Annotated in this window: 32 protein-coding genes and 2 riboswitches; of the genes, 30 read left to right on the top strand and 2 right to left on the bottom strand. The window is 30.4% G+C overall.

Annotated features, from left to right (window positions below; genetic code table 11):
- Nucleotides 1–19 precede the first annotated feature (19 nt).
- The 17 genes from eutL (at nt 20) to FVE77_RS11770 (ending at nt 13,945) form a co-directional block, all read left to right on the top strand.
- Nucleotides 20–673 carry an ethanolamine utilization microcompartment protein EutL gene (gene eutL, locus FVE77_RS11845; protein ID WP_006805299.1) on the top strand — a complete coding sequence of 218 codons (654 nt, stop codon included), beginning with the start codon at nt 20–22 and terminating at the stop codon, nt 671–673.
- 106 nt (nt 674–779) lie between these two features.
- Complete coding sequence (gene eutH / locus FVE77_RS11840) at nt 780–1,871, top strand: ethanolamine utilization protein EutH (RefSeq protein WP_026745892.1); 1,092 nt, start codon at nt 780–782, stop codon at nt 1,869–1,871.
- 35 nt (nt 1,872–1,906) lie between these two features.
- The gene (locus FVE77_RS11835) at nt 1,907–3,052 is read left to right on the top strand and encodes a haloacid dehalogenase-like hydrolase (protein WP_081690297.1); all 1,146 of its coding nucleotides are present in this window, start codon (nt 1,907–1,909) and stop codon (nt 3,050–3,052) included.
- 24 nt (nt 3,053–3,076) lie between these two features.
- Nucleotides 3,077–3,541: a cupin domain-containing protein gene (locus FVE77_RS11830; protein ID WP_006805296.1), complete on the top strand. Its 465-nt coding sequence runs from the start codon at nt 3,077–3,079 to the stop codon at nt 3,539–3,541.
- Between the two features lie 129 nt (nt 3,542–3,670).
- Nucleotides 3,671–5,059: a nicotinate phosphoribosyltransferase gene (gene pncB / locus FVE77_RS11825; RefSeq protein ID WP_026745894.1), complete on the top strand. Its 1,389-nt coding sequence runs from the start codon at nt 3,671–3,673 to the stop codon at nt 5,057–5,059.
- 385 nt (nt 5,060–5,444) lie between these two features.
- Nucleotides 5,445–6,185 carry a sirohydrochlorin cobaltochelatase gene (locus tag FVE77_RS11820; RefSeq protein WP_026745895.1) on the top strand — a complete coding sequence of 247 codons (741 nt, stop codon included), beginning with the start codon at nt 5,445–5,447 and terminating at the stop codon, nt 6,183–6,185.
- Between the two features lie 19 nt (nt 6,186–6,204).
- Nucleotides 6,205–6,385, top strand: a riboswitch (cobalamin riboswitch).
- A gap of 161 nt (nt 6,386–6,546) precedes the next feature.
- Nucleotides 6,547–7,488, top strand: coding sequence for a nickel ABC transporter permease (gene nikB / locus FVE77_RS11815; protein ID WP_026745896.1), 942 nt, complete (start codon nt 6,547–6,549; stop codon nt 7,486–7,488).
- A 2-nt stretch (nt 7,489–7,490) separates the two neighbouring features.
- On the top strand, nt 7,491–8,312 hold the full coding sequence (gene nikC, locus FVE77_RS11810; protein WP_026745897.1) for a nickel transporter permease: 822 nt from the start codon (nt 7,491–7,493) through the stop codon (nt 8,310–8,312).
- Between the two features lie 50 nt (nt 8,313–8,362).
- On the top strand, nt 8,363–9,928 hold the full coding sequence (locus FVE77_RS11805) for an ABC transporter substrate-binding protein (protein WP_051254481.1): 1,566 nt from the start codon (nt 8,363–8,365) through the stop codon (nt 9,926–9,928).
- Between the two features lie 9 nt (nt 9,929–9,937).
- Nucleotides 9,938–10,723, top strand: a complete 786-nt coding sequence (locus FVE77_RS11800; RefSeq protein ID WP_026745899.1) for an ABC transporter ATP-binding protein — start codon at nt 9,938–9,940, stop codon at nt 10,721–10,723.
- Entirely contained in the window at nt 10,716–11,519 is an 804-nt protein-coding gene (locus FVE77_RS11795) for an ABC transporter ATP-binding protein (protein WP_051254482.1), read from the top strand. The genes FVE77_RS11800 and FVE77_RS11795 overlap by 8 nt, the downstream gene beginning before the upstream one ends.
- Nucleotides 11,520–11,608: 89 nt before the next feature.
- The gene (locus FVE77_RS11790) at nt 11,609–11,863 is read left to right on the top strand and encodes a type II toxin-antitoxin system RelB/DinJ family antitoxin (protein WP_026745900.1); all 255 of its coding nucleotides are present in this window, start codon (nt 11,609–11,611) and stop codon (nt 11,861–11,863) included.
- Nucleotides 11,863–12,126, top strand: coding sequence for a Txe/YoeB family addiction module toxin (locus FVE77_RS11785; RefSeq protein WP_021743468.1), 264 nt, complete (start codon nt 11,863–11,865; stop codon nt 12,124–12,126). The genes FVE77_RS11790 and FVE77_RS11785 overlap by 1 nt, the downstream gene beginning before the upstream one ends.
- A 215-nt stretch (nt 12,127–12,341) precedes the next feature.
- Entirely contained in the window at nt 12,342–13,034 is a 693-nt protein-coding gene (locus FVE77_RS11780; RefSeq protein ID WP_026745901.1) for a DUF4304 domain-containing protein, read from the top strand.
- Between the two features lie 45 nt (nt 13,035–13,079).
- Nucleotides 13,080–13,235 carry a hypothetical protein gene (locus FVE77_RS12515; protein ID WP_154669764.1) on the top strand — a complete coding sequence of 52 codons (156 nt, stop codon included), beginning with the start codon at nt 13,080–13,082 and terminating at the stop codon, nt 13,233–13,235.
- A 159-nt stretch (nt 13,236–13,394) separates the two neighbouring features.
- Nucleotides 13,395–13,622 carry a type II toxin-antitoxin system RelB family antitoxin gene (gene relB / locus FVE77_RS11775; protein WP_026745902.1) on the top strand — a complete coding sequence of 76 codons (228 nt, stop codon included), beginning with the start codon at nt 13,395–13,397 and terminating at the stop codon, nt 13,620–13,622.
- Nucleotides 13,622–13,945: a type II toxin-antitoxin system RelE family toxin gene (locus FVE77_RS11770; RefSeq protein ID WP_036087832.1), complete on the top strand. Its 324-nt coding sequence runs from the start codon at nt 13,622–13,624 to the stop codon at nt 13,943–13,945. The genes relB and FVE77_RS11770 overlap by 1 nt, the downstream gene beginning before the upstream one ends.
- A 222-nt stretch (nt 13,946–14,167) precedes the next feature.
- On the opposite strand, the gene FVE77_RS11765 is transcribed toward FVE77_RS11770, so the two are convergent.
- Entirely contained in the window at nt 14,168–14,611 is a 444-nt protein-coding gene (locus FVE77_RS11765) for a MarR family winged helix-turn-helix transcriptional regulator (RefSeq protein WP_026745904.1), read from the bottom strand.
- Between the two features lie 12 nt (nt 14,612–14,623).
- Nucleotides 14,624–15,031 (bottom strand): SRPBCC family protein, encoded by a 408-nt coding sequence (locus tag FVE77_RS11760; RefSeq protein WP_021743472.1) that lies wholly within the window; start codon nt 15,029–15,031, stop codon nt 14,624–14,626.
- A 157-nt stretch (nt 15,032–15,188) separates the two neighbouring features.
- Nucleotides 15,189–15,371, top strand: a riboswitch (cobalamin riboswitch).
- A gap of 193 nt (nt 15,372–15,564) precedes the next feature.
- On the opposite strand from FVE77_RS11760, the gene FVE77_RS11755 reads away from it, so the two are divergent.
- The 13 genes from FVE77_RS11755 to FVE77_RS11700 all read left to right on the top strand — a co-directional run bounded on the left by FVE77_RS11755 (nt 15,565) and on the right by FVE77_RS11700 (nt 26,124).
- Nucleotides 15,565–16,272: an energy-coupling factor ABC transporter permease gene (locus FVE77_RS11755; protein ID WP_021743473.1), complete on the top strand. Its 708-nt coding sequence runs from the start codon at nt 15,565–15,567 to the stop codon at nt 16,270–16,272.
- Nucleotides 16,272–16,574 carry an energy-coupling factor ABC transporter substrate-binding protein gene (locus tag FVE77_RS11750; protein WP_006805277.1) on the top strand — a complete coding sequence of 101 codons (303 nt, stop codon included), beginning with the start codon at nt 16,272–16,274 and terminating at the stop codon, nt 16,572–16,574. The genes FVE77_RS11755 and FVE77_RS11750 overlap by 1 nt, the downstream gene beginning before the upstream one ends.
- On the top strand, nt 16,561–17,253 hold the full coding sequence (locus FVE77_RS11745) for a CbiQ family ECF transporter T component (protein ID WP_012806218.1): 693 nt from the start codon (nt 16,561–16,563) through the stop codon (nt 17,251–17,253). The genes FVE77_RS11750 and FVE77_RS11745 overlap by 14 nt, the downstream gene beginning before the upstream one ends.
- Nucleotides 17,246–18,052, top strand: coding sequence for an energy-coupling factor ABC transporter ATP-binding protein (locus tag FVE77_RS11740; RefSeq protein WP_026745905.1), 807 nt, complete (start codon nt 17,246–17,248; stop codon nt 18,050–18,052). Before FVE77_RS11745 ends, FVE77_RS11740 begins: the two co-directional genes overlap by 8 nt.
- Entirely contained in the window at nt 18,049–19,392 is a 1,344-nt protein-coding gene (locus FVE77_RS11735) for a cobyrinate a,c-diamide synthase (protein ID WP_026745906.1), read from the top strand. Before FVE77_RS11740 ends, FVE77_RS11735 begins: the two co-directional genes overlap by 4 nt.
- 258 nt (nt 19,393–19,650) lie before the next feature.
- Entirely contained in the window at nt 19,651–20,295 is a 645-nt protein-coding gene (locus FVE77_RS11730) for a precorrin-8X methylmutase (protein WP_012806221.1), read from the top strand.
- 30 nt (nt 20,296–20,325) lie between these two features.
- On the top strand, nt 20,326–21,450 hold the full coding sequence (gene cbiD / locus FVE77_RS11725; RefSeq protein ID WP_006805271.1) for a cobalt-precorrin-5B (C(1))-methyltransferase CbiD: 1,125 nt from the start codon (nt 20,326–20,328) through the stop codon (nt 21,448–21,450).
- The gene (locus tag FVE77_RS12510; RefSeq protein WP_154669763.1) at nt 21,422–21,583 is read left to right on the top strand and encodes a hypothetical protein; all 162 of its coding nucleotides are present in this window, start codon (nt 21,422–21,424) and stop codon (nt 21,581–21,583) included. Before cbiD ends, FVE77_RS12510 begins: the two co-directional genes overlap by 29 nt.
- A 258-nt stretch (nt 21,584–21,841) precedes the next feature.
- Nucleotides 21,842–23,080 (top strand): ATP-binding protein, encoded by a 1,239-nt coding sequence (locus FVE77_RS11720; protein ID WP_026745907.1) that lies wholly within the window; start codon nt 21,842–21,844, stop codon nt 23,078–23,080.
- 25 nt (nt 23,081–23,105) lie between these two features.
- Nucleotides 23,106–24,017 (top strand): hypothetical protein, encoded by a 912-nt coding sequence (locus tag FVE77_RS11715; RefSeq protein WP_026745908.1) that lies wholly within the window; start codon nt 23,106–23,108, stop codon nt 24,015–24,017.
- Nucleotides 24,018–24,027: 10 nt separating this feature from the next.
- Nucleotides 24,028–24,561: a hypothetical protein gene (locus FVE77_RS11710; protein ID WP_146967936.1), complete on the top strand. Its 534-nt coding sequence runs from the start codon at nt 24,028–24,030 to the stop codon at nt 24,559–24,561.
- Between the two features lie 10 nt (nt 24,562–24,571).
- On the top strand, nt 24,572–25,300 hold the full coding sequence (gene cobI / locus FVE77_RS11705) for a precorrin-2 C(20)-methyltransferase (protein ID WP_026745910.1): 729 nt from the start codon (nt 24,572–24,574) through the stop codon (nt 25,298–25,300).
- Nucleotides 25,276–26,124 carry a hypothetical protein gene (locus FVE77_RS11700; RefSeq protein WP_026745911.1) on the top strand — a complete coding sequence of 283 codons (849 nt, stop codon included), beginning with the start codon at nt 25,276–25,278 and terminating at the stop codon, nt 26,122–26,124. The genes cobI and FVE77_RS11700 overlap by 25 nt, the downstream gene beginning before the upstream one ends.
- The last annotated feature ends 55 nt before the right edge of the window (nt 26,125–26,179 follow it).

Here is a 26,179-nt window from a genome sequence, read left to right as displayed (position 1 = left end):
AAAAACTTTAGGAGGAACAATGAAAGGCGATAGATTAAAAGCAAATGTACTAGCTGTAAGATTAATTCCAAATGTAGATAATGATATGGCTAAAGAGCTGGAATTACCTGAAGGACATAGAAGTATAGGAATTATAACAGCAGATTGTGATGATGTTACATATACTGCACTTGATGAAGCTACAAAAAAAGCTGTAGTTGATGTAGTTTACGGAAAATCGTTCTATGGTGGAGCTGCAAATGCGAATACAAAACTTGCAGGAGAAGTAATAGGAATATTGTCAGGGCCTACTCCTGCGGAAGTAAAAAGTGGACTAGCTGCAGCAGTTGACTTTATTGAAAATGAAGGAGCATTCATAAGTGCAAATGATGATGATAGCATTGCATATTATGCACATTGTGTATCAAGAACAGGAAGTTATTTATCAAAAACAGCAGGAATTGCAGAAGGGGAATCATTAGCATACCTAATAGCACCTCCACTTGAAGCAATGTACGCTTTAGATGTTGCATTAAAAGCAGCAGATGTAAGTTTAGTTGCATTCTTTGGACCACCTTCAGAAACAAACTTTGGTGGAGCACTTTTAACAGGAAGTCAGTCAGCATGTAAAGCTGCGTGCGATGCTTTCGCTGAAGCAGTAAAATCTGTGGCAGATAATCCATTAAATTATTAATTCAATTTTACTCAAACTTCAAAATAATTTGATTTTTTGGTCATATTTTAATGAAGTTTGAGTACATTAAAATAAACTTCATAAAAAATAGATTTTGGAGGACAAAATGAGTATTAATGAAATTATCATCTATATTATGGTTTTATTCATGGTAATAGGTGGAATAGATAAATGTATTGGAAATAAATTTGGTTATGGTGAAAAATTTGAAGAAGGAATTATGGCAATGGGTTCTCTTGCAGTTGCAATGGTTGGGATTATTTCATTAGCTCCTGTTCTAGGAAAATGGTTAACACCTATTGTCGGACCTATATATTCAGCATTAGGAGCAGATCCTTCAATGTTTGCAACAACATTGCTTGCAAATGATATGGGAGGAGCACCGCTTGCATTAAGTATGGCAAAAGATCCTCAATCAGGATTATTTGCAGCGTTTATTTTAGGGTCAATGATGGGACCAACTATTGTGTTTACAATTCCTGTTGCTTTGGGAATTATTGAGAAAGAAGATAAGCCATTTCTTGCAAAAGGGATATTATCAGGGATAACAACTATTCCTTTAGGATGTCTAGCTGGAGGGCTTGCAGCAGGATTTCCAATTGGAATGGTACTTAGAAACTTAGTTCCGATTATAATATTTGCAGTATTAATTTGTATAGGATTATGGAAAATACCTGAAAAAATGACAAAAGGATTTTCAATTTTTGGACAAATTGTAGTGACAGTTATTACAATAGGTTTAATTGCGGCAATTATTGAAAAATTGACAGACAAAAAAGTAATTCTAATTCGAGGAATGGATCCGATAGATGAAGGATTTAAAGTAGTAGGTGGAATTGCAATAGTTCTTGCAGGAGCATTCCCGCTGGTACATTTTATAACACAAGTGTTTAAAAAACCATTGACTGCTATAGGAAAAAGTTTAGGAATGAATGAGGCTGGAGCAGCTGGTTTCGTTGCAACTTTGGCTAATAATATTCCAATGTTTGGAATTTTAAAAGATATGGATGCAAATGGAAAAGTTATGAATGTTGCCTTTGCAGTAAGTGCTGCATTTGTATTTGGAGATCATTTAGGATTTACTGCTGGATATAATAAAACAATGGTATTCCCAATGATAGTTGGAAAATTAGTGGCAGGAGTAACAGCGATAGTTGTAGCAAAAATATTATTCTGTAAAAAAGAAACTGCAAAATAAAAATGTGAAAAAATGATTATCTGAGGAGATGAAATATGAAACTTAATGTGAAAAAATTGATTGGATTATTGGTATTTTTAGTTATGGCATCTGTTTTATCAGCTGCTAATTTAGATGAATTAAGGTGGGTTCCCAAAAATAGGGCAGCCTTGTCAAAACTTATAGATGAAAATAAGAATAAAGGAAACTATGTTGTTTTTGACTGGGATTATACATCAATTTATCAAGATACGCAAGAAAATCTGTTTAGATACCAGATAGATAATTTAAGATTTAAAATGACGCCTGCTGCCTTCTCAAAGGCAATTAGAAAAGATATTCCATTAGATAATTTTGACAAGGAATATTCAAATGTGAAGGGGCAAGCTATTAATATCACAAAAATAGCAAATGATTTAGATAAAAGATATACTTTCCTTTATAATAATTATATAAAAGATAAAAAAATGTCTTTGGAAAAAATAAAAGCTACAGAAGAATTTAAAGACTTTAGAGGGAAATTGGCATTTCTTTATGAAGCAATAGGTGGAAGTTTTTCTCATGATATTGCTTATCCATGGGTTCTTTACCTGTTTGATAATATGACTGTAGAAGAAGTGCAAAAATTGGCAAAAGAAGCTAATGACTTTGGAATAGGAAATAAACTTGGAAAATATGTTCTTGAATCAAGTGATAAGTTGACAGGTGAAGCTGGAAAAGTTAGATATGAATATAAGAGTGGATTAAGAACTCAGCCTGAAACAGCTAACTTATTTCATGAATTTGAGAAAAATGGTATAAAAGTGTATATAGTTTCAGCGTCTCTTGAAGATATAGTAAAAGTTTTCGCAAATGATAAATCTTATGGGTATAATTTGAGTGCTGACAGTGTTTACGGAATGCGTCTTGAGATGAATGGAAATAAATATAGAGCTGAGTACAAACATGGTTATCCACAAACACAAACTAAAGGAAAAGTTGAAGTAATAAATAAATACATAAAATCAAAACATGGTGGAAAAGATCCTATTTTAGTTGCAGGTGACAGTATAGGAGATGCTAACATGCTTTCTGAATATAAAGGTACAAAAATTTTACTTCTTATGAAAAGAAAAGGAAAGCTTGATGACTTAGCAAAAGATCCAAGAGCATTAATTCAAATAAGAAGCGAACAAACGGGATTATTCGTTCCTGAAAATTAATATAGTAATTTGGGAGGAAGAACAATGGATTTAAAAAATTTAGACAGAGAAACATTAGAAAAAATACTTAGAAAAGTAGTACAAGAAGAATTAAAGAGAAAAGTTGGAGGATTTGAAAAACATATTGATAAAAGTGGAGTTGGGGTTGTTAAAATTCCTACTGTAAAACCAGAAAAATTTGATACAGGAAATCCAAATGACAAAGTGTTCCTAACAGACGTATTTTCAATTGAGGAAAGTGGAAGATTAAGCTGTGGAGTTATGGAAATGGAAGAATCTACATTTGATTGGGAATTGAACTATGATGAGATAGACTATGTAATAGATGGAACATTAGAAATCATAGTTGATGGAAATAAAGTTACAGGAAATAGAGGAGATGCTATTTTAATTCCTAAAGGTTCAAAAATAAAATTTAGTGCTCCTAACTTTGCAAGATTTTTATATGTAATTTATCCTGCAAATTGGGAAGAAACTATAAAAAAATAGAATGAGCATAAAAAATAGAGGCTGTAAAATGATACAACAATAACAGCCTCTTTACTTATTTTAGAAAATATAATGTATAAAACAGATTACTTGATAAAGATAGAAAAAAATACAAAATGAGGTTATTTTATGGAAAAATTTTTTAAATTTTTAAATTCAGACAGGTATCAGTACACAGAAAGTGAGATTTATTTAAAAAATAATATGCAAAATGAAATTGCAACTTTTGATGTATTTTTACGTACAAAAGAAGAAAATGGCTATGCTGTAGTGTATGGGATATCTGATGTTCTTGAGCTTATCGAGATACTTAACGAAACTTCTTATGAGGACAAGAAGAAATATTTGTCAAAAATATTTGATAATTCTGATTTTATCGAATATATTGCGAATATGAAATTTACAGGTACGATAAAAGGGGTACAAGATGGAGAAATTGTATTTTCAAATGAGCCAATACTAACGATTACTGCTCCACTTATACAAGGGAAAATCCTTGAAACGCCTATTTTGAATATTCTTCATTTTCAGACACTTGCGGCAACAGTCACTTCTAAAATTGTGCTAGCGGCTGAAGGAAGGGGAGTGCTTTCATTTGGAACAAGAAGAACAGCTGGATTTGATGCAGCGATGACAATGACAAAAGCTAGCTATGTAGCCGGTTGCATATCTCACTCAAATCTTGCGGCAGAATATCTTTATGACTTGAAAAGTACAGGAACGATGACACATGGCTTTATCCAGACTTTTGGAATGGGAGAAAGTGCTGAATACAAGGCTTTTGACGCTTTTATAAAAATGTATAGGAACAAAAATCAGGCTCTTATAATGCTAATTGATACTTATGACACTCTTGAGAGTGGAATAATTAGTGCTGTAAAGGCATTTAAAGATAATGGCATAGATGATAAATACGAAGGAATGTATGGAATAAGGATAGATTCGGGAAATTTGGAAAAATTGTCGAAAGAATGTAGAAGAATTCTTGATAAAAATAGACTCTATAAGGCGAAAATTGTATTAACGAGTGGACTTGACGATAAAAAAATAGAAAATCTAATAAAAAATCAGGCAGAAGTTGATGTATTTGGAGTAGGAGATGCCATAGCATTGCCAGAAAGAGAAATAAGCACTGTCTATAAAATGTCTAAAATTAATAAAAATGACGTAATGAAAATTTCTGATGAAAGTGGCAAAACATCATTGCCAGGAAACAAGGATTTGTATAGAGTCTATGAAAACAATGATTTTTACGATGTCATAGCATTGGAAGATGAAAAGCTGGAAGATACAGGAAATATTAAAAAATTAACAATTGATTATATTTCAGATGGTAAAAAAATTGCAGAAAATTATGAATTGCTGGAGTTGAAAAAGGCAAAAAAATATTATGACAGTAATTTGATGCTTGTGAGAAAAGTATATGGAGAAAAATTAAAAATAAAAAGAGTGCATTTGTCAGAAAAATTAAAAGAGCTGAAAAATTTACTTCTGAAAATAAATAAAAATAAATATTAATCATAATTTAATCATAAAATATGAAAAAATAAAAACAAAACGAAAAAACATTGATAAACAGCAGATATTTCTAGATATGTAATTTTTTTTGTAAATCCAAAAATATTAAAAGACTGTAAAAAAACAGTTGCAAAAAAAACAAATAATTATTATAATGTAAGTATGAAGATTAAATAGTTTGGTTGTCAAACTTAAACTAATACAACTATATTAGTTTTAGGATTTAGTCAATCTTAATGGGGTTCAGAAGAATTGAGAAATTGAAGCATTAGTAGGTTAGCAGGATTGTTATAATATTGTAGAAAGGAGGTAAAAATTTAGTTTTAGATAAAATGGAAAATTGAAGGTAAAAAATCTATAACTTTAAGAATGAAAGGAAGTGTCTATGGAAAAAGCAGTTTTAGTAACGAGTTTTGGAACATCACACAAGGATACGAGAGAAAAATGCCTTGATTTGATTGAAAATGAAGTAAGAGCTAAATATGGAAGCGAAAAAGTGGAAAGAGCTTATACATCGGGAGTTATAAGACGAATAGTGGAAAGAAAGGAAGGAATTCACATATTTGATCAGAATGAAGGACTGGAAGCTTTGAAAAATAAAGGTTATGATGAGATTGTAACAATGTCACTGCATATTCTGGATGGAATAGAGTATGCAAAACTTAATGATAAATATGGAAAAATTTCAAAACCACTTTTAATAAATGATGAAGATTTTGAAAAAGTTGTAAACGACGAAGAGTTTAACAGTACAGAAGGGAATGATGCCATTGTGTTTATGGGACATGGTTCCGAAAGTGCAGCAGACAGTACATATCAACGGCTTCAGGAGGAATATCTGAAAGCTGGGAAAGATAATATTTTCATAGCTACTGTTGAAGGGCAAGTGACAATTGAAGATGTCATTCAAAAATTAAAAGGGAGAGGATTTAAAAAAATATTGTTAAAGCCATTTATGATAGTAGCTGGAGATCACGCTAAAAATGATATGGCTTCTGATGAGGAAGATTCGTGGAAAACAATTCTTCAAAATGAAGGATATAAAGTAACGCCTTTATTAAAAGGAATGGGAGAATATGAGTTTATACGTAAAATGTTCATGGATAAACTGGAAGAAGTTTATTAATATAATAAAAGAATAATTTTAAATTTATAATTTTATAGGTGTTGCATAAACTTAATAAGGAAACCAGTTGGAATCTGGTACAGCCACCTCTACTGTGATACTGACGAAAGTATGAAAACCACTAAAATATCATTATATTTTGGGAAGGATACGAGTAGGATGAAGTTAGTCAGGAGACTTGCCTATATAATAAAGTTACATTTTTCGGGAAGGGAAAAATTTAATATATAAAGACTGCTGGAAATTTACATAGATACTTTTCATCTGGTTTTAATATATAAAATTTGATTCAACTTTCTGAGTTGGATTTTTTAATTTGTACAAAATATAAATTTTGTAAAGGAGGAAATTTTATAAAATAATGGCAAAGAATAAAAAAATAATAAAATACGTTATACAGATATTAGTTGTACTTTTTGGGATAAGCTTTTTTACATTCTGTCTAATGTATATTTCGCCAGGAGATCCTGCCCAAGTTATGCTTACAGAATGCGGACATCTTCCTACACCGGAGCTTTTAGCACAGACAAGAGCTGAACTTGGACTTGATAAGCCTTTTTATATCCAATACTGGAAATGGCTGTTTGGAGTTCTGCAAGGTAATTTTGGGAAGTCCTATTCGTTAAGGATTCCAGTAATTCAAAAGATAGCGCAGGCATTTATTCCAACATTGTCCCTTTCATTTATGGCACTGTTTTTAATGTGCGTAATTTCAATACCGACTGGAATACTTGCGGCTGTAAAAGAAAATAAATGGCAGGATTATTTAATAAGAATGTTGACATTCATGGGAATGTCTGTGCCAAGTTTTTGGTTAGGACTAGTATTTTTGAGCATATTTGGAGTACAGCTTGGACTTGTATCAGTTTCAGGCGGAAATGCTGATTTTGGATCAATGATTTTACCTGCATTAACAATAGCGATAGCAATGTCTGCTAAGTATATACGTCAAATAAGACACATATTCCTTGAAGAACTTGGAAAAAGTTATGTGACAGGGGCTAGAATGAGGGGAATAAAAGAACGTGATATTTTGTGGAAACATGTATTGCCTAATGCAATGCTGCCTATAATAACGCTTCTAGGACTTTCATTAGGAAGCCTTCTGGGAGGAACTGCAGTTGTAGAGATAGTTTATAACTGGCCAGGAATGGGAAGAATGGCAGTAAAAGCAATATCAGCTCAGGATTATCCGCTAATTCAGTCTTATGTGCTAATAATCGCATTTTTGTACCTGATAGTAAATATCGCAGTTGATATTTCGTATAAATATCTAGATGCAAGAGTTGAGGAGGTAATTTAAACTTGAACAAATTGAAATTTATGGGAAAAAATACACAACTGAAAATATTTCTGGCACTTGCGATTATTGTGGTACTAATTGCAATTTTTGCACCATTTATAGTGCCAAATGATCCTTTTAAACAATTAGCGCCAAGTTTGCAACGTCCATCAAAACAGTATATTTTTGGAACGGATCAGCTTGGAAGGGATTTATTCTCAAGAGTTATATATGGTTCAAGATACTCAATATTCATGACTTTGACTTTGATGTTCATAATTTTTGCTGTAGGAACTATACTGGGAGTGCTTGCAGGATATTTTGGAGGAATTGTTGATACGGTGATAATGAGACTTGGAGATATGATGATTGCATTTCCAGGATTAATTCTTGCTATAGCGATAGCTGGACTTTTGAATCCGAGCGTGAAAAATTCAATTATAGCAATAGCGGCAGTTACTTGGACAAAATACGCAAGGCTTGCAAGAAGTATGGTCCTTAAAATAAAACAGGAACTGTATGTAGAAGCGGCAAAAATAACAGGAAGCAGGGATTACTCAATAATATTTAAATATATAATTCCAAATATGATTACAACGATGATAGTAACAGCAGTTTCAGATATGGGAACATTAATGCTGGAAATAGCGGCACTTTCATTTTTAGGATTTGGAGCACAGCCTCCAACACCAGAGTGGGGAGCAATGCTTAATGAAGGTAGAACAACACTTAGCAGAGCTCCTTGGATGATGATGTATCCAGGGCTAGCAATAGTAATTGTTGTAATTATATTCAATATGCTGGGAGATTCGGTAAGAGATTTAGTTGATATAAAAAGTGAATAAGTTGAAAAAATAAAAAAGTAACAAAAAATAAAGTATATAGGGAGAAAAGAATGTTAAAAAATCGTAAAAGTAAATTTTTAATTTTAATTTTAGCAGTATTGATGCTGCTTGTAGCATGTGGTGGAAAAGGCGGTTCTGGAAAAAGTAAAACTAATCCAGATGAACTTGTAGTTGGAGTAACTTCGTTTGCAGATACTCTTGAGCCTACGGATCAGTACTTTAGCTGGGTTGTAACTCGTTATGGTGTTGGAGAGAACTTGACAATTTTTGATGAAAAAGGTAACTTGCAGCCATTGCTTGCTGAAAGCTGGAAATTAAGTAATGATAAATTAGAGTGGACTTTTAAAATAAGAGATGGAGTAACTTTCTCAAATGGACATCCATTGACAGCAGAGGCAGTAAAAAAATCAATAGAAAGAGTATTTGCTAAAAATAAAAGAGCAGAATCATTCTTTAAATATACTTCGATAGAAGCCAATGGACAAGAATTGAAAATAAAAACAAAAGAGCCTGTAGCAATATTGCCTGAATCATTGGCAGATCCGTTGTTCTTAATAGTTGACACATCAGTTAATACAGATGAATTTGCTCAAAAAGGGCCAATATCAACAGGACCGTTTGTTGTTCAAGAATTTAAGCCTGGTGAACAGACAGTTGTTGTAAGAAATGAAAATTACTGGAATGGAAAAGCAAAACTGGCAAAAGTAACATTTAAAGATATAAATGATCAAAATACAAGAGCATTGTCGCTAAAATCAGGAGAAATTGATGTGGCATACAACTTGAAAGTTACTAATAAGGCTAATTTTGAAGGGGATAAAAATATTGTAATAAATGAATTGAAATCATTAAGATCAACTTATGCCTTTATGAACCAAACTAAGGGATTGAAGGACAAAGTATTAAGAGAAGCAATAATAAGAGGTGCAAATAGAGAAAATTATACGAAAAACTTATTACAAGGCGGAGCAACTCCAGGAAAAGCACCAGTTCCACCAACATTGGACTTCGGATTTAATGAATTAAAAGATGAAAATGCCTATAACCGTGAAAGTGCTAAGAAAATATTAGCAGATGCAGGATATAAAGATGTGGATGGAGATGGGTTTGTAGAACGTCCTGATGGATCAAAAATTGACTTGAACTTTGTAATTTATACAAGTAGAGAAGAATTGCAAATTTATGCTCAGGCATTTCAAACTGACATGAAAGAAATTGGTATAAAAGTTACGTTAAAACCTGTAAGCTATGAAACAGTTTTGAGCATGAGAGACGATTCAAACTTTGATATGCTAATTTGGAACGTACTTGCTGCAAATACTGGAGATCCTGAAAAATACTTGCATGAAAACTGGTACAGCAAAGCAGAAACAAACAAAACAGGTTATTCAAACCCTGAAGTTGATAAAATGCTTGATGAATTATCAAAAGAATTTGACAAAGCTAAGAGAAAAGATCTTGTTGTAAAAATACAGCAGCTAATAATGAACGATGCAGCGACATTATTCTTTGGATATGAAACTACATTCCTTTACAGCAACAAAGTGGTAACAGGGCTTAAAATGTATCCAATGGATTACTACTGGATAACAAAAGATGTAGCAAAAGCTAATTAAGGAGAACTTATGTTGGAGATAAAAGATTTGACAATTCAGTATGGAGATAAGCTTCCAGTAGTTGAAAATTTTTCTCTTTCATTGAAAAAAGGTGAAATAATAACAATTGTGGGGGAAAGCGGTAGTGGAAAATCTACCGTTCTTTCTTCTATTTTGGGACTATTGCCAAATGGAGGGAAAATAATTTCAGGCGATATAATTTATAATGGGGAATCAATGCTCAGTAAAAGCCTTAATCAATGGAGGGAGCTGCGAGGAACTGAAATAACTATGATTTCACAGGATTCAGGAGGAACTCTTAATCCAATAAGAAAAATAGGAAAACAGTTTGTCGAATACATTCAGACACATTCTAAAATGTCAACAAAAGAAGCTGAAGAAAAAGCGAAAGATATGTTTTCCAAAGTAAACTTGCCAGATCCTGAAATCATTATGAAAAGCTACCCGCACCAACTGTCAGGTGGAATGAAACAGCGTGTAGGAATAGCAATGGCACTAACTTTCCATCCAAAAATTATTCTGGCAGATGAGCCTACAAGTGCATTAGATGTTATAACACAGGCTCAAATAGTAAAGGAAATAATGGATCTCAGAAAAAAATTTGACACTTCTATCATAATGGTAACTCATAATCTTGGAGTTGCGGCATATATTTCAGATAAAATAATTGTTATGCAGAATGGAAAAATCGTTGATGCAGGTAATAAGAACGAAGTTATAGAAAATCCAAGAAGTGAATATACTAAAAAATTGCTAGAAGCTGTGCCTGAAATTGGAGGTGAAAGGCTTGTCTAATATTAATGATGTAATTCTTGAAACAAAAAAACTTACAAAAATTTATGAAAAATCAAATGATAAAAAAGTAGTGGCTTGTAACAACGTAAATTTAAAAATTCATAAAGGAAAAACTTTGGGGATTGTTGGAGAATCAGGATCAGGGAAAACCACACTTGTAAATATGCTTATGGACTTGGAAAAGCCAACTTCTGGAGAGATTTTGTATCACGGAAGGGATATAAGCAAGTTTACAAAACAGGAAGTGTGGGAAAATAGACAAAATATCCAGATAGTCTTTCAAGATCCATGGTCAGCTTTTAATCCAAAAATGAACGTTATGCAAATCCTCACAGAGCCATTAATGAACTACGGAAGACTAAAAAGATCAGAAAGAAAGCAAAAAGCTATAGAACTTCTTAAAATGGTTGACTTACCTGAAGAATTCGTAACAAAGTATCCACAAAATATGAGTGGTGGGCAAAGACAAAGGCTTGGAATCGCAAGAGCAATTTCGCTTGAGCCAGAGATACTTATATGCGACGAGGCAACTTCCGCGCTTGATGTTTCCATTCAAAAAAACATAGTGGAACTTCTTGTAAAGCTACAAAAAGAAAAAAACATAACAATGATTTTTATATGCCACGACATAGCACTGATAGAATCTTTTGCACACGAAATCGTAGTAATGTACCACGGAGATGTAGTGGAAGTAATAGAAGGCGGACAAATTTCTGAAAAAGCAAAACATCCATATACGAAGTCGTTATTAAGTGCAATTTTTCCTGTGCGTGGAGAAATTGCGGAAGTTAAGTAATTTTACTGTTATGCATATAACAAAAGTTTTATTTTTTATAATTTTTATGCTATAATTGTTATATATATTTATGTATAGGGGTGATAAAAATGAGTAAAACAACTTATGCATTTAAATTAGACGATAATTTAAAATTTGATTTGGAAAATGTATGCGAAGAATTGGGAATAACATTACCTGTTTTTTTTACAATGGCAGCCAAAAAATTGGTTAGAGAGAGAAAACTGGAAATTGACTTGTCAGAAAAAGACGATTATTTCTACAGTGAAGAAAATATCACAAGACTTCTAAAAGCAAAGGAACAAATTGAAAAAACTGGTGGAACAGTTCGCGAGGTGCTGTAATGGTAAAAAGATGGTCTGATGAAGCATGGGAAGATTTTCTTTTCTGGCAGAAAAATGATAAGAAAGTTTTCAAAAAAATATTGGAACTTATAAAAGACATTGATAGAAATGGATATGCTGGTATCGGAAAACCTGAAGGCTTGAAGCATGAACTGTCTGGCTACTGGAGCAGGAGAATTAATGAAGGAAATAGAATTGTTTATAAAATAGAAAATGGTGAAATCTGGTTTTTGCAATGCGGTTCTCATTATAAGAAAAAATAAAAAGGATGGAAAAATTTTCTACCTTTTTTTGAGTTTGGTTTAAATAAGTTTCATTGAATTATTAAATATTTTTAACAAGTATTTTTTGATTGAGTGTGTCACAGTAACACGACGAAATTTAAAAATATATGAGGAATTTTTTAAGAAGAAATTGGATTTTGATAAACTTGGATTTATAAAATAAAAAGTATAATATTTATGGAATAGGAGAATTTATGAGCGAATTAACTACAAAAGAATTTAATGTAATTTACAAAAAGAATTTTAAGGAATATTTTGATAAACCACTAAAAAAAGACGGTTTTTATAAAAAAGGAACGATAAATTTTTATAGATTAAATAAATTAGGATTTTTAGAAGGGTTAAATTTTCAAAGACATTATGACAGAGTTACAGTAAATTTTTTTATTACACTAACATGTTGTCAAGCAGTTAAAGATTCTATAGGTGTAGGTGGCAGATTAGGAAATTTTTCAGGTATCAGTTGGGATTACTGGTGGGATTTAAGTGATGAAGAGACGATAAAAGTAAGTATGCAAAAAATGTTGAAAATTATTCAGAATGAGCTTTATGAATGGTTTGAAAACTTGGAAGAAGAAAAAGCGATAATAAAACAAAATCTCAATCAAAAAGGATGTGATCGTATATATGTATACATATCACAAGCAACGTTAATGGCAAAATTTAAAAAATATAATGAAATTATTCCGTATATTAAAAAAGTTGAAGAAGAATATAATAATTACCCACAAGAAGAAAAAGAATGGGACTGGGTAAAAAATATTATGGAAGAAGCCTTGATATTAAAAGAGAAAATAAAAGAAGGACATAAAAGTATAGATGAATATATTATTTGGCGGGAAAAGCAAACATTGCTTGAATTAGGATTAGAAAAATTATTAAAATGAAAATTTTGATGAAAATAATTCTGAATATGAAAGGCTAATTATGTTATGACACTAAAAATAGTAGATAATATTCCATTTGGTAGATTTGATGTTTTTGAAATATATGTTAATGAGGAAAAATATTATTTAAAAAGAAAATCAGCAATTGAAATAGATGTATTTGATGATGAAATTACAGCAATTATATGTGGTAAAAAATAATAAAAAATCTTGAAAAATTGAAAATCATCTTTATTGAAATCTTTTAACTTAATAAATTTGAATAATAGTTGTAAAAGACGGTAATTATTTTATATATTGACAAATAAAATAACGAGTGATACTATTGTAATATAAATATTACAATTGGAGGGATAAAAAATGCCAACATTATCGTTAAGGATGGAGAAAGAGGATTTGGAATTTTTAAAGGAATATGCGAGCATAAATAACCTTAATATGTCATCTTTTGTTCGGAATTTAATTTTAGATAAAATATACGATGAAATAACTGAGGAAGATGAAAAAAGAATATTGAAAAGGTGGGAAAATTCAAAATCTGAAAAAACTGCTTCTGCTGAAGAAGTTTTCAAAAGGTTAGGGTTATGATGGAAAAAAGATTTTACGAAGTTAAATTTACTGAATCTGCAGAAAAGGATTTAAAAAAATTAAGTAAAACAAATAAAGCGATTGCAAAACTTCTTAAAAAATGGATTTTAGAAAATTTGATAAATACACAAAATCCAAAACAAAGAGGAAAGGCACTAACAGGAAATTTAAAAGGATTATGGAGATACAGAGTAGGATCTTACAGAATTGTAGTGGAAATAAAGGATGAAGTTTTGTTAATATTAATTATAGAAATTTCAGACAGAAGGGAAACTTACAAAAATAAAAAGAGAAAAAAATATAAAGATGGCAAAATAAAATAAAACATTGGAAAGTTCTGATAAACTAGAAAATTAACATGTTTTTTTTATTAAAACCAAGTTATTTTGGTTTTGAATATATTGATAAATCATAAAAAAGAGAAGGACTACAACATTTTTATGTAAATAGTCCTATTGAATAAAATTCTGTTTTATTTTTTGAATTTTAAATATAATAATGAAAATGATAATTTTGACATAATCATTAATTATAGATAATATTTCTTATTCTTCGTGTAATCTGACAAGAAAATGTTTAAATTGTTCTTCATCGGTATCTAACTTTTCGAAAAAAATTTCATCGATTTTCTCAACTAATGGAACAGCTTTTTGTAATATTTCTTCTCCTTTTTTGTTCAAAATAACTGCTTTTGCCCTTGTGTCTCTTGAATGTTCTTTTCTTTTTACAAAATCATTTTTTTCTAATAAATTTAATATTTGAGATACTGTCATAACATCTATTCCTGAGAGTTTTGAAATCATAACTTGCGTGACTTCGTCGCTGTTTTGTGATAAATAAGCAAGGGAAGCTAAAACAACAAATTGAGGGTGTGTTAAGTTCATTTTCTTTAACTCTTTTTTTATAATAGAATGCCATTTATTGTATACCCTCATAAATAACAATCCTGTTGATTTTTCTGAATTATCTTTATATTTTGATGTAAACAAGCCCCAATCACCTTATCTTTCCAAGTAATTTTTTAGAATAAATATAGATTGAGGGACATCTGAAAAAACTTGGCTTAAAAATTCTAAATGCTGTTCATCTTCACTGTCCAAAATTACAGTATGTTTTATATTTATGCTTCCGTCATTGTTGTCAATTATTTGATGACCAAAAAGAATATCTCCAAATGGAGTTTCTGTTTTATCCCAAAATTCTTCAAAAGGTTTTACAAGAGTAAGTTTATATTCCATAGGGGGCATTCCTTCAAGTTCCATAGTTCCACATGAACCTGTCTTAAATTCACCTTTTAATGTGATATTTTTTAAGTCTTTTTCCCAATCATACCATTTTTCAATATTTGCATAGTATTCCCACGCATCTTCTTTTTTTGCTTTGATTTTTAAAGTAAAACTAAATTCCATTATATTTCCTCCTTATATTATATGTGTACTTATTATAAATTATTTTATAATATTTGTCAACAATATTTTGTATACTCCAATATCATATTAATAAATTATTTAAATTTGAAAAAAATATGTTTTTTTAGGGTTGACAAATATAAAAAAGAGAGTATACTATTATTAAAGAATTATAGGTGTTTTACAAACTTAATAAGGAAATCGGTTAGAATCCGATACAGCCCCCACTACTGTGAAGCTGACGAAAGTACACAAAACCACTGAGATATCTTGGATATTTTGGGAAGGGTATGAGTAGGATGAAGTTAGTCAGGAGACTTGCCTAATAATTTTTTATATAAAATTTTCTGGGAAGGGAAGATTTAATATACATCAATGTAAAAATAAATCAACGGTGATTTGTTCCATAAGCGTACTATACGATGGTGATATAGTTATTGTTGTGGAAGTTTTGACGTGTATTGGCTTCAGCTTTGGCTGATTTTTTTTTGGAACTTGCCGAAGGTTAAATTAAATTTGGAGAAGGAGAGAAAATGAAAAAGAGAACATTATTGTTTTTGGTTTTAACCAGTATGCTGTTAATAGGCGTAAATGGTTATTCAATGCACATTATGGAAGGTTTTTTACCTTTAAATTGGGTTATGGTATGGTTTGCAGTGTGTATTCCGTTTTGGATAATAGGAATAAAGAAGCTTCAATCTGTTTCTAAAGGGAGCGTGCGGGAAAAAATGACGCTTGCATTAGCAGGTGCATTTATATTTGTATTGTCTGCACTAAAAATTCCATCAGTTACAGGAAGTTCATCACATCCTACAGGAGTAGGGCTATCTGCTATATTATACGGACCTTTTGTAACTTCCATTCTTGGAACAATCGTATTAATATTTCAAGCAGGATTGCTTGCACACGGAGGATTTACAACTTTGGGAGCAAACGCTGTTTCAATGGCAATTGCAGGACCAATTGTATCATATTTAGTGTATAAAGGATTTGAGAAAAAGAATAAGGCGTTAGCGGTATTTTTGGCAGCAGCGTTAGGAGATCTTGCGACTTATGTGGTAACATCAATTCAGCTTGCACTTGCATATCCATCTCCACAAGGTGGAGTAGTTGCTTCATTTATCAAATTTGGAGCGGTATTTGCAGTAACTCAGGTTCCTCTTGCAGTTATCGAAGGGCTACTTACAAACGTGGTGATGAATATACTTGAAAAATATAGCGTAAAAGAGGTGGAAGCTTAATGTCGGAAAATAAAAACAAAAGTGTATTTAAAAAGAATATTATTTTAATAATTGCAATAATTTTAATAGGTGTTATTCCTTTGCTTCTCGTAAAATCTGAATTTGGAGGATCTGATGACAAGGGAGAAGAAGTAATAAAAACTATAAAACCTGATTATGAGCCATGGGCTAAAAATTTAATAGAATTACCAGGAGATGAAACTGAAAGTCTGCTGTTTGCATTACAGGCGGCATTAGGTGCAGGAATTGTAGGGTATGTATTAGGCTATTTCAAAGGTGAAAGAAAAAATGCTAATAGATAAGGTATCTTACACAAATCCCATAAAAAATATAAACCCCGGAGTAAAGTTTATATTGTCAATGACGACATTAGTATTTTTACTTTATACTGGAAGTAAAATAGTATTTGTTTTTAATTTTATACTGTTTAATTTACTTCTTTTGTTTGTCGTAAAAGTGAAAATAGGTGACTTGTTAAAGCTGAACTTTATTCCGGCTTTATTTATTTTAACAACTGTAATTTCCTTGCTGTTTATAAAAGCGGATATATGGACATTTTTGCTACGTTCATTTTCCTCGATAGCTGTAGTTTATTTCCTTATTTGTTCTACTCCAATTATAGATTTGGACTATATATTTGCAAAGCTGAAATTTCCTAAAATATTTAGGGAAATGTTTTTACTAATTTACAGATATATATTTTTATTATTTGAAAATAAGGAAAAATTACATAATGCACAGGAAGTAAGACTAGGATACAGCAGTTTTAAAAATGGGATGAAATCATTTCCAATGCTAGTAGTTGCTATATTAAAAAAAACATACTACTATAATCTGAATTCTATAAAGGCTGTGGAATCAAGAATGGGAAAGGAATTTATTTTTTCTCATAGAAAATATAAAAAAATTGGGTTTGAAATAATATTCGTAATAATAATAGTTATAATAAATTTATATTTGGTGGTAAAATACAATGCTTAGACTTGAAAATATAACTTTTTCGTATGATGAAGATACAGAGGCTCTAAAAGATGTGACTTTGAATATTGAAAAAGGTAAGAAAACATTATTTCTTGGGGAAAATGGCTCAGGAAAATCAACATTATTTTTAATAATGAATGGACTTTTGAAAGCACAAAAGGGAAATATTTATTTTGAAGAGAAAAAAATAGAGCATAAAAAGAAAAATCTCGAAGAATTGAGAAAAAAAGTCGGAATAATTTTTCAGGATCCTGAAATACAGATTTTTGCCCCTTTAGTATTTCAGGAAGTAGCTTACGGACCTGAAAATCTTGGATATTCTAAAGAGGAAGTAGAAAAAAATGTAAACAGGGCAATGAAAGAAATCAATATAACAGATTTAAAAGATAGACCTTGTCATCATCTGAGCTATGGACAGAAAAAAAGAGTCTCAATAGCTGCAATTACGGCAATGGAGCCAGAACTTCTTATTCTAGATGAGCCAACTGCATGGCTTGATTCTAAAAATACAAAAAGAGTATCAGAAATTCTAGATAATTTTTCCAAAGCAGGAAAAACAATGGTGGTATCAACGCACGATACAGATTTTGCCTATGAATTTGCTGACTATATCTATGTCCTTGAAAAAGGGAGAATTGTACGGCAAGGGAGCAGAGATGAGGTTTTTGAGGATTTTGAATTTTTGAAGAAATTAAATTTGAATATTCCAAATGTACTGAAAATAAAAAGTTATCTCAAGTATAAAAATCTTGATGAAAATGATTATTATAAATTTTTGGAGGAAAAAAACTTGCTATGAAAAAAATACTTATATCGGGAGCAATGAGCGGTGGCGGAAAGACTACAGTAAGCAGCATATTGATGTCAGCTTTTGAAAATGTGGCACCTTTTAAAGTTGGTCCAGACTACATCGATCCTGGCTATCATGAGTTGTTCACGGGAAATAAATCTCGTAATTTAGATGCTTTTATGTTTGATGAAAGTACGTTAAGGCATATATTTGAAACAGGAGCGAAAGGAAGCAATATCGCTATAGTTGAGGGAGTTATGGGGCTTTATGATGGAATTGGGCATGAAAAGGATAATTTTAGTACAGCTCATATATCAAGAATCCTTGATATCCCAGTAATTCTCGTAGTTAACGCAAAAGGAATCTCCACAAGCATAGCTGCCGAAGTTTTGGGTTTTAAATTGTTTGATAAAAATGTTAAAATAAAGGGTATTATTTTAAATAATGTTTCTTCTGAAAAGCTATATTCAAACTTGAAGGAAGCGGTGGAAAGATTTACGGGAATAGAATGCGTAGGATATTTGCCAAAAAATGAGAAATTATCGGTGGAAAGCAGACATTTGGGATTAAAACAGGCTTTTGAATTGAAAGGCTCAAAAGAACTTGAGGAAAAGAAACAGCTGTTTAAGGAAATTGCACAAAATTGTTTAGATTTAGAAAAAATTTACGAAATAGCAGAAGAATTTGAAGCAAAAAGCAGTATAGACAGTTTTGAACCAATAAAGGACTTAAAGAATAAATATAAAGGAAAACGTGTTGGAGTTGCTAAAGATGGTGCATTTTCATTTTACTATGAGTCAAATCTGGAACTGATGAGATTTTCAGGATTAGAAATAGTAGAATTTAGCCCTGTAAAAGATGAAAAAATACCAGAAAATCTTGATATGATCTATCTTGGTGGAGGTTATCCCGAACTTTACTGGAAAGAATTGTCTGAAAATGTTTCTATGAAGGAAAGTATAAAGCAGGCTTATGAAAATGGAGTAAAAATCTACGGAGAATGTGGCGGATTTATCTACTTAACAAATAAACTGAATTTGCTAGATGGAAATAGTGGAGATTTCTGTGGACTGATAGATGTCGAAATTTCTATGAAAAATAGGCTGAATATCGGAAGATTTGGCTATATAAATATAAAAGCCAAAAATGGAATTCATACAAAAGGACACGAATTTCATTATTCAGAAATTTCTGTAGATAACGAAAAAGAAAAATTTTATAAAATAGAAAAAAATGATGGAAGAAATTGGACTTGTGGGTATAGGAAAAATAGCCTTCTAGCGGGTTATCCACACATTTCTTTTTATTCAAATATAAAATTTTTCAAATATTTAATTGAAAAATTGTAAAAAAAACTATCTAAAATTTAAAAAATAATATATAATTGTATAGTAAAACTATTTAAAAATCGAACTAATCAAAGTTATAGTCAATCCACTTGAAAATTGTTGTAAAACTGTTAAAAAAGCAATGGATTGGCTATAGATACAGCATAAAGATTTATTCTAGTATTAAACTGGAATTGCTGTATTTGAAATTTAAACTTAAAATATTGTTTGATTTTTTTTAGTTTAAAAACATAAAAAAATATTGGAGGGAATCAATTTATGTCGTATATTAAGGATCCGAAAGGGATAGAAGTAAGAAGTTTTGAAATGATTACGGAAGGATTAGGGAACAAGGTAGACCACTTTGCTGAAAATGAGAAGCCAATTGTGAAAAGACTGGTGCATACTACTGGAGATTTTGGGTATGCAGATATTACAGAGTTTCATAATGATGCGGTAAATTCGGCTATGGAAGCTATAAAATCAGGGTGCAAGATATATTGTGATACAAATATGATTGTTACTGGATTAAATAAAATAGGTCTTGCGAAATTTGGATGTTCAGCATATTGTCTTGTAAATGATGAAGAAGTGGCAAAAGAAGCTAAGGAAAGAGGAATTACAAGATCGATGGTTGGAATTGAAAGAGCAGTGAAAGACAAGGATACAAAAATATTTTTGATTGGAAATGCTCCAACAGCATTATTTAAACTTCTTGAAGAAATAAGCAAGGAAGGGGCAGAAAAGCCTAAACTTATTGCAGGAGTACCAGTAGGATTTGTAGGGTGTCCTGAATCAAAAGCCGCGCTTTCAGATTATGATGTGCCATTTATAAGAACTAACGGTACAAAAGGTGGAAGTACAGTAGCTGTGGCAGTATTACATGGAATACTGTATCAAATGTTTGAAAGAGACAGATATTAAAAAACTACTAACAAAGGGAAGGAAGTAAAAATGGAAGAATACGTATATTTTAACGGTAGAAAACTAAGATATGGCTATACAACGGGAAGTTCTGCAACGGCAGCCACGAAAGCTGCACTTATGTATCTTCTGCAAGACGGAGAACAGGATATACCAGAAGTAACTATCGGACTTCCCTCAGGAAAATCTATAACAATAAAAGTAGATTCATTAAAAAAAGCAGATAACTATGCGCTTGCATCGGTTTTAAAGGATGGGGGAGATGATCCTGACGTTACTCACGGACTTCAGATTTTTTCAAAGGTAAGTTTGCGTGATGATGCAAAAATAAATATTTTTGGTGGGATAGGAGTAGGGAAAGTTACCAAAAAGGGTCTTCCCATCTCTCCTGGAAATTCTGCAATAAATCCTACTCCTTTAAAAATGATAAGAGCGGCGGTGGAAAGTGTTCTTCCAACTGGAAAAGGTGCAGATATAGAAATTTTTGTGCCGAAAGGCGAAGAAACTGCAAAAAAAACATTGAATGCAAAACTTGGAATTATTGGTGGAATTTCAATTCTTGGTACAACGGGAATAGTAAAGCCGATGTCGGAAGACGCATGGAAAGCATCGCTTGCCATTGAATTGAAGATGGCTCTTGAAAATGCTGAAAATGGCGAGGCAATATTTCTATTTGGAAACAGGGGGAAAAAATATTTAACTGACAATTTTGAGGATAATACTTCATTATCTGTTGTAATAAGTAATTTTGTGGGCTATATGTTTGACAGGGCGTGCGAGTTTGAGGCAAGAAAAATTTATTTTATTGGTGAACTTGGAAAATTTGTGAAAGTTGCAGGCGGGATATTTCATACACACAGCAGAGTTTCTGACGCAAAAATGGAAATACTCGCTGCAAATGCGCTGCTTGTAGGCGAAAGCATGGAAAACCTTAAAAAGATAATGGCTTCCAACACAACCGAAGAAGCTACAAAATACATTGAAAAAACAGAAGTTTACGATCTTCTGGCAAAAAAAGCCAAACAGAAATGTGAAGAATATTGCCGAAGAAACGGTTGGGATCTGGAAGTGGAAACACTTATTATTTCTGCTGAAAGAAAAGAGCTGGGAAGCAGTAAGAACTTTTTTGATAATTTTAAAAGAAAAGGGCTTTAAGGATATAGAAGTTGTTACGGTTGTTGTTAGCAGATTGAAAAAATCAGACTGTACTATGATGTTTGGAAAAAATACTATTTGTATAATAGACCTGTTAGACAGCCTAAGTTTTTTATTTTCACAAGGGGTTTAATACCCCTTGTTTCAGAATATTTGTTTTATCAAATTTTAAATGCAAGTTTAATTAAATTTATGAAGAAATAAAAGCTGGTAAAACCTCATTGATAATTTTTAAATTATAGGATTGTATTTCTTAAAAAATTAAAATTCTAAAATTCAAGGAATATATTCCTGAAATTATAAAAATTTATAAAAAAATAGGATTATATTCCATAAAAATTGATTTTTGAATAAAAAAGGGGTATAATTTAAAAGGAAATGAGGTGTTAAAATGATAAGAATAGATCGAAAAGAATATTTAGATTTTTTAGTAAAATCAAAAGACAGACAAATAATAAAGGTTGTGTCTGGTGTAAGAAGATGTGGAAAATCCACTCTTTTTGAGATATATAAAGATTTTCTGCTTGAAAATGGAGTTGAAAAAAATCAGATTATATCTATAAATTTTGAAGATATGGATTATGAAGAGCTTACAGATTATAAAAAACTCTATGAATATATAAAATCTAAAATGATTGGAGATAAAAGGAATTACATATTTTTAGATGAAATTCAGCATGTGGATAAATTTGAAAAAGTTGTAGACAGCCTTTTTATAAAAGAAAATACAGATTTATATATAACAGGCTCTAATGCCAATTTTATGTCTAGCAAATTGGCAACTCTTTTAAGTGGGCGTTATATAGAATTGAAAATGTTGCCTTTATCATTTAAGGAGTATTATCAGGCTAAATTAGAGTATGAAAAACTGGAGCAAAAGGAAAATAGGACGTTAAAAACACTTATACAATATTATAATGAATATATAGTAAACAGTTCGTTTCCTTATACTTTACAGTTAGACAGTGATTTGAAAAATATACATGAATATTTAAGTGGAATATATAACTCTGTGCTTTTAAAAGATATAGTTGCAAGATTGAAAATTTCAGATGTGATGAGACTTGAAAGTGTTGTGAAGTATATATTTGATAATATAGGTAATTTAACTTCGCTTTCAAAAATAGGGAATACCTTAACTTCAATGGGAAGAAAAACGGATGCAAAAACCATTGAAAAGTATATTAGAGGGCTTACTGACAGTTTACTTGTGCATGAAGTTAGCAGATATAATATAAAAGGGAAAGAATTTCTATCTACATTATCAAAATATTATGTTGCAGATTTAGGGCTTAGACAGATGATTTTAGGTAATAGAAATATAGATATGGGGCATATACTGGAAAATGTAATTTATCTTGAACTGCTTAGAAGAAAAGGCAATGTATATGTTGGGCAGTTTGATAAAAATGAAATTGATTTTGTTGTTATTAATTCAAATGAAATTGAATATTATCAGGTTGCTTTGACAGTTTTAGATGAAAACACTTTAAAAAGGGAACTGGATACCTTTAAAAATATTAAGGATAACTATCCGAAGTATCTTATAACTTTAGATGATGTAATGGTAAATACTGACTATGACGGAATAAAGGTTGTAAATGCTCTGGAGTGGTTGTTAGGAGAATAAAGTAAAATATATTGGAGGAAAATCTATGAAAGAATACATCTATAGAATTCATTTAAAACCACAAAATGATAAAAAAGAAAATCCATTTAAATTTTGTAAACAAAAAAGTATAGTTGGTATAGGTTGGCCATTGGATAAAGAAAACCTAGAAAAATTTAAAAAAGAAAGTAATTTTGAAAACTATAAAAAACTAGTTTTAGAACAATATAATAAAGATAATGGCTTAAAAAAAGTGATAAATTGTTATTCTGAAATTGAGAAAGATGATTTAATATGGGCAAGGGATAGAGATAATATCTTTTATATATGTCGAGTTACAGGTAAATGGGAATATAGTTATGAAAATGACAATAAAGTTAATGACATCTTTAGTTATTTTCCTGTAGAATATGTCAAAGTTGGAACTGTAGAAGAAGTTCCAGGAAAAGTAGTGAACTCATTTAGAGCAAATGCAACTTTACAAAGAATTCATGGTGAAAGTATTTTTGAAATGACAAAAAAAATTTATAATAAAAAATCAAATAATAAGTTATATGAAATTAAAAAAATTGAAGATTTTTTAAATTTTTTATTACCAGAAGATGTTGAAGAAATTGTGAGTTTGTATCTTCAATTAGAAAAAAATTATTTGATATATACTAGTACCAATAAAATAGATACAGCTAAATATGAATTTGTTATGATAAGTAGAGATGGAAAAGAAAAATGTTGTATACAAGTAAAAACAGGTAACACAACACTAGATTCAGAAAATTATATACATTTAACTGAAAATAATGTCAAAGTTTATTTGTTTACATTAGAGGGATATAAAAGGGAAAATATAAATAATGTAATATGTTTGAAAAAAGAAGAAATATTGGATTTTATTAAAAACAATAAAGAAATATTACCTAGTAGGATAAAGTACTGGATGGAAGAAGTAGAAAAAAATTAGGAGATTTATTATGAATTTAAAAATATTCTCATTATTTATATTAATTTTGGGTTCATTTACAGCTTATTCAATAGAGAAAAGAAAAATATTTAATATTGATAATGGTTGGACTATAGAATTACCTAAAAATTGGATAGAAGAAAGAGATGAAGTTGACAGACATCATGTGTATTATCCTCTTGATAGTGATTTAACTATTAGAGTATCGAGTTTTCATATCTTTAAAGATTTAGAAAATGGTTCAAAAATACTTGCTTCAATTGATGATTTATCTGAAAGTTTTGATAAAAGTGTTAAAAATATAGAACTAAGAAATAATAAAAAATTAGAAGAAAAAGAATTGAATTTGAATAATTTTAAAATAGAGAATTTTAAACATAAATGCTATGAATATGATTATTATGAAGATAATGAAAAAACTTATTCTATTTCTTGCGGGATTATGACTGAAGGTTATTTATTAATTATTAATTTTTATTCTGCTTCAAGAGATGAAGTTGAAAATGCAATAAAATATATTTATAGTGTAGAAAAAATAAATTAGAGGAGAAAAAATGGCTAGTAAATTAGGTAAATTCTATGGAATAGGAGTAGGAGTAGGAGATCCTGAAAATATAACAGTTAAAGCAGCAAAAAGACTGCATGAAGTAGATGTGATAGTACTGCCTGAGGCAAAAAGCGGAGAAGGGAGTACAGCCTTTAATATTGTAAAAGAATATGTAAAACCAGAAGTAGAGCAGCTATTTTTGGAGTTTCCAATGATAAGGGATGTAGAAGCAAGAAAAGTTTTTCGTAAAAATAATGCGGATGTAATAAGCGCTGAATTGGAAAAAGGGAAAAATGTAGCATTTTTAACAATAGGTGACCCAATGACTTATAGCACTTATACTTATGTATTGGAACATATTTCAGATGATGTGGAAGTTGAAACTATTGCGGGAATAACTTCATTTAACAGCATTGCGGCAAGGCTTAATATACCGCTGATGATTGGAGATGAAGATTTAAAAGTAGTTTCTGTCAATAGAAAGACTGATGTTTATAAAGAAATTGAAAATAATCAAAATTTAGTGTTAATGAAAATTAGCCGAGATTTTGAGAGAATAAGAAAAGCGATTATTGAAACAGGAAATAAAGAAAATATAGTTATTGTTTCAAACTGTGGAAAAGAAAATGAAGAAATTATTACAGATATTGAAAATGTTGAAAGTGTACATTATTTTTCTACATTAATTCTTAAAAAACAGGGAATAGAAGAATGGAAGAGATTTCTAAAAGCGTAAAAAAGTTAAAACCTAAAATAATAATATTTATAGTTTTACAAATTTTATTATTTATGTATTATTTTTGGATTGGAAAATATGATTGGGATTATGGCTTTGATTTGCCATTTCGGTTATTATTTGGTGGAATATTTTCAGCAATAACAGGAATAATTTTTGGATGGATATTTTATTCAATGGGGAAAAGTAAAAATTATGAAAATGACAAAATTTTGAAATTGCCAATATTTTTTATAATTTTATCAGTAGTATTATTATTTAGAATAGATATTATTGGAGTTATAAAATTATGTTTTTACAACGGATTATTCATTTTAGGAATATTTAGAAGTAAAATAAAGATTAGAAGTTATCTGTCTAAAGTTTCTAAAATTATATTGTGGTTTGTTACAATGTATTTTTTGATTCCTGGTTTTGCAATTTGCTTTGGAATTTTTGTCGAAATAGTAAAAAGTATGTTTGGAATTTATGGAGATATGAGCCAATTTAGTATTTTAATTCCATTTTTTATTATTAATGTTTGTTTTGGATTTTTTATAAAAAAATATTTTGATAAAGAAGAAATTGAAGTTGTAAGAATACTGATAATAGCAGGTTGTCTAGTAATTATGGGAATATTTATTTTTATGGGCTTTAATTGGTATAAAGAAGACTATCACGCAATAATTTATATTTTTCCGTATAAAGTATTGATGTATTTAGAAGAAGCTCAGATTAGTATTGAAAAAGTTGGGATTATAAAGACATTAGAGTCGAGGTACTTTGTTTATGCGATGATTGTTAATATGGGATTTTATTTGGGAACTTTGAAAAAAACAAAATAATAATATTGTTTATGGCAGAGAAGATTTAGGATTGAATATAAAATTGTATAAAGTA

This window comes from Leptotrichia hofstadii (genome assembly GCF_007990525.1).
In the GTDB taxonomy this organism is placed as follows: Bacteria; Fusobacteriota; Fusobacteriia; order Fusobacteriales; family Leptotrichiaceae; genus Leptotrichia; species Leptotrichia hofstadii.
Note: the sequence above shows the minus strand (reverse complement) of the source record. Positions and strands in the feature narration are given on the sequence as shown.

Bases quoted from the DNA above. Each gene is read 5' to 3' on its own strand.
- FVE77_RS11780 (WP_026745901.1), top strand. From the start codon at position 12,342: ATGAGCGAATTAACTACAAAAGAATTTAATGTAATTTACAAAAAGAAT.
- FVE77_RS11735 (WP_026745906.1), top strand. From the start codon at position 18,049: ATGAAAAAAATACTTATATCGGGAGCAATGAGCGGTGGCGGAAAGACT.
- FVE77_RS11770 (WP_036087832.1), top strand. From the start codon at position 13,622: ATGGAAAAAAGATTTTACGAAGTTAAATTTACTGAATCTGCAGAAAAG.
- FVE77_RS11785 (WP_021743468.1), top strand. From the start codon at position 11,863: ATGGTAAAAAGATGGTCTGATGAAGCATGGGAAGATTTTCTTTTCTGG.
- FVE77_RS11760 (WP_021743472.1), bottom strand. From the start codon at position 15,031: ATGGAATTTAGTTTTACTTTAAAAATCAAAGCAAAAAAAGAAGATGCG.
- FVE77_RS11745 (WP_012806218.1), top strand. From the start codon at position 16,561: ATGCTAATAGATAAGGTATCTTACACAAATCCCATAAAAAATATAAAC.
- FVE77_RS11750 (WP_006805277.1), top strand. From the start codon at position 16,272: ATGTCGGAAAATAAAAACAAAAGTGTATTTAAAAAGAATATTATTTTA.
- FVE77_RS11805 (WP_051254481.1), top strand. From the start codon at position 8,363: ATGTTAAAAAATCGTAAAAGTAAATTTTTAATTTTAATTTTAGCAGTA.
- nikB (WP_026745896.1), top strand. From the start codon at position 6,547: ATGGCAAAGAATAAAAAAATAATAAAATACGTTATACAGATATTAGTT.
- eutH (WP_026745892.1), top strand. From the start codon at position 780: ATGAGTATTAATGAAATTATCATCTATATTATGGTTTTATTCATGGTA.
- cobI (WP_026745910.1), top strand. From the start codon at position 24,572: ATGGCTAGTAAATTAGGTAAATTCTATGGAATAGGAGTAGGAGTAGGA.
- FVE77_RS11835 (WP_081690297.1), top strand. From the start codon at position 1,907: ATGAAACTTAATGTGAAAAAATTGATTGGATTATTGGTATTTTTAGTT.
- FVE77_RS11720 (WP_026745907.1), top strand. From the start codon at position 21,842: ATGATAAGAATAGATCGAAAAGAATATTTAGATTTTTTAGTAAAATCA.
- cbiD (WP_006805271.1), top strand. From the start codon at position 20,326: ATGGAAGAATACGTATATTTTAACGGTAGAAAACTAAGATATGGCTAT.
- FVE77_RS11830 (WP_006805296.1), top strand. From the start codon at position 3,077: ATGGATTTAAAAAATTTAGACAGAGAAACATTAGAAAAAATACTTAGA.
- FVE77_RS12515 (WP_154669764.1), top strand. From the start codon at position 13,080: ATGACACTAAAAATAGTAGATAATATTCCATTTGGTAGATTTGATGTT.
- pncB (WP_026745894.1), top strand. From the start codon at position 3,671: ATGGAAAAATTTTTTAAATTTTTAAATTCAGACAGGTATCAGTACACA.
- FVE77_RS11800 (WP_026745899.1), top strand. From the start codon at position 9,938: ATGTTGGAGATAAAAGATTTGACAATTCAGTATGGAGATAAGCTTCCA.
- FVE77_RS11740 (WP_026745905.1), top strand. From the start codon at position 17,246: ATGCTTAGACTTGAAAATATAACTTTTTCGTATGATGAAGATACAGAG.
- FVE77_RS11755 (WP_021743473.1), top strand. From the start codon at position 15,565: ATGAAAAAGAGAACATTATTGTTTTTGGTTTTAACCAGTATGCTGTTA.
- FVE77_RS11700 (WP_026745911.1), top strand. From the start codon at position 25,276: ATGGAAGAGATTTCTAAAAGCGTAAAAAAGTTAAAACCTAAAATAATA.
- FVE77_RS11730 (WP_012806221.1), top strand. From the start codon at position 19,651: ATGTCGTATATTAAGGATCCGAAAGGGATAGAAGTAAGAAGTTTTGAA.
- eutL (WP_006805299.1), top strand. From the start codon at position 20: ATGAAAGGCGATAGATTAAAAGCAAATGTACTAGCTGTAAGATTAATT.
- FVE77_RS11715 (WP_026745908.1), top strand. From the start codon at position 23,106: ATGAAAGAATACATCTATAGAATTCATTTAAAACCACAAAATGATAAA.
- relB (WP_026745902.1), top strand. From the start codon at position 13,395: ATGCCAACATTATCGTTAAGGATGGAGAAAGAGGATTTGGAATTTTTA.
- FVE77_RS11710 (WP_146967936.1), top strand. From the start codon at position 24,028: ATGAATTTAAAAATATTCTCATTATTTATATTAATTTTGGGTTCATTT.
- FVE77_RS11790 (WP_026745900.1), top strand. From the start codon at position 11,609: ATGAGTAAAACAACTTATGCATTTAAATTAGACGATAATTTAAAATTT.
- FVE77_RS11820 (WP_026745895.1), top strand. From the start codon at position 5,445: ATGGAAAAAGCAGTTTTAGTAACGAGTTTTGGAACATCACACAAGGAT.